General features: G+C 45.2%; 1 protein-coding gene. It reads right to left on the reverse strand.

Annotation, left to right across the window (positions count from 1 at the left end; all coding sequences use genetic code 11):
• The coding region (locus R7D93_RS25045; protein WP_405537906.1) for an Ig-like domain-containing protein at positions 1-2,455 on the reverse strand (2,455 nt) is incomplete at both ends.

Below are 2,455 nucleotides of genomic sequence, written 5' to 3' on the forward strand. Positions count from 1 at the left end.
GCCAGTAAAATTCAGCGTGCTGTCTCCGTCACTTACCCGAATCGTCACCGCCAGACCTTGCTCTACACCACTGGTTGTCCCTCTCATTTCCGTGACTATACCCTCACGGAAATCATCAATGGCAAGACCACCGCTAATATAAAAATCCGTATCTATATCAATGGTGGGAGCTGTGGCATCTATGGTCGTAGCCTCATCCATCGCTTTCGCTTGGTTGCCCGCCACATCATTCACGGAGGCAGATACGGTTAACGCCCCATCGGCTAACGTGGATAAGTTCGCCCCTTCGACTTGCCACATACCATCAACGACAACGGTATTGAACGAGAGCATCACCCCCAAGCTGTCTTGAACCGTGACAGAAACCGTCTGACCATTTTCAACGTCACTGACTTGCCCTGACAAAGTGACAGATTGGCGCTCTTCAGTGTTTAAATAGCCGTCTCCGCCATCGTCAACGTCCACCGTCACACTTGCAAGCGTATCTTTGACGATGGTGTTTTCACTGGTTGCAGGGTTGCCCGCTATATCTATACTCTCAGCAACAACGGTCAGCGTACCTTCAGACAATCCAGAAAGGTCAACGTCGTCCAGAGACCAACTTCCACCAGTCACCACTGTTTCTAAGTTTATGACCGCTCCTAACGAGTCGGTTACCGTAACTTGGATACGCTGGCCATCTTCAATGTTTTCAATCGTCCCTTCGAGGCGAGTAGTCGCGATTTCGTACTGATTTAAATACTCATCTCCTCCACCATCAAAATTGACGTTCACCGTTGCAAGCGTATCTTTAATGGTCGTATCGACGGCGTTCAGGTTGTTGCCATAAATGTCAGAAACCACAGAAGTCACCGTAAGCGGCCCTTCGGCAAGAGAAGACAGATCGACGCCTGATAGGGTATAAGCCTCGTTCTCTACGGTCGTTGTAACAGTAATAGAATTATTGAGGCTATCGGTAATGGTGATAGTAACAAGCCACTCATCGCTTATCTTGAGTGCGTCACCTTGAATCGTGACACTAGGAACTTCAAACTGGTTTTCGTATCCATCACCGCCATCAAGAATATCCACCGTTAAAGAGGCATCATCGTTCAAACCTTCAATTGCCTCTAAGGTAATATCCAATGTTACGGAGGTGGTGTCACCGTCTGAATCTGTTGCATTAACTAACAATGGTATATCCAGGATTTGATCTTTTGACAGATCGAAAGAGCGATATAATTCAAAGGAATACTCTATTTCACTACTCGACTCTAAAGGTAATGTGGATAATAGTTTCGATTGAAAAATATTTACTTCCACCCCACCTTCTAAGATATAGCCAGTAATTGTCGTACCGTCATCAGACAGACGGTAAAGCAACTCACTTTCACTACTCACTAATGTGGGCTGGTTTAATTCGCTAAATCGAAGAGAGTCAACATAATCACTCCCGATATCGAGTTGAAGGCTCCCTGTCTTAAAGATTGCCCCACTTTCTAGATCAATCTCCTCCATTGCAACAACAGTCAAGTTGCTCAACGTAGGATCAACACCATCTTTCAACACGAAATCAATTTCATTCTCTACAAGCGGTGTGGAGTCTAGATCTGTCCCTCCAATGGTCAACGGGAAGGTTACCGTATCATTACTATTGAATTGATCGATAGGATGATCAAGAGTAAGCGAAATTGAAGCTAGTACATCGTTACCCGACTCAATGCCACTCAATGTTAACGTAAATACAGTGACACCATTGGCAAATGCTGTGATTTGCTTCCCACTGGAACTTAACGTGTAGCTAAGCTCATTATCAGAGACTGAGCTTGTAAGCCCTAATGCCTCTAACTTAGTAATGGATGCCCCACCAAAATACAAACTAGTCGGATCAGGGTTATCAGAGCCAGCAATCACATTAACACTGCCTTCGGTGGTTAATAATGCCTCTCCCAGAGGTACTTCTGCTGTGTTTATAGTAGCGCTGCCTACATAACCCGCTTGGCCATCTATAATGTCGATAGTTGCGGTTGCTACACCGTAATCTTTTGAATCATCGGCTGCGAGATAATCAAAAACGAGACTTTGCTCAACCGTGTGATCTAAGTTGCGACTGGCATTCAACTGCCAAGAGCCATCTGAAAATACGGTTAATTCACCCTTCTCTAGACTAAAACTTACTGAGCCACCATCAGGGACAGACTGGATCTCTCCTCCGGCTCTGACATATCGAATGTACAAGTCACCATCAATATCAATGTCATTCTCCAGTACATTGCCAGAAATGACTTGGCCTTCGGTTACACTATATGACTCATTTGCGATCACTGGATCGGTATCAAGGATGGCGATTTCTAGGGGGGCCACAACAGCCTCTTGTGTACCGTCAGCATCACTTTGAGTGCTTTCAACCAATACGTTAGTCACCAGCTCATCTTGACCTACACCATGATCAATCGCTTCATAAAAAGTAATTTGA

Origin of the sequence: Vibrio sp. YT-15, assembly GCF_033337445.1 — a bacterium.
GTDB lineage: Bacteria > Pseudomonadota > Gammaproteobacteria > Enterobacterales > Vibrionaceae > Vibrio > Vibrio alginolyticus.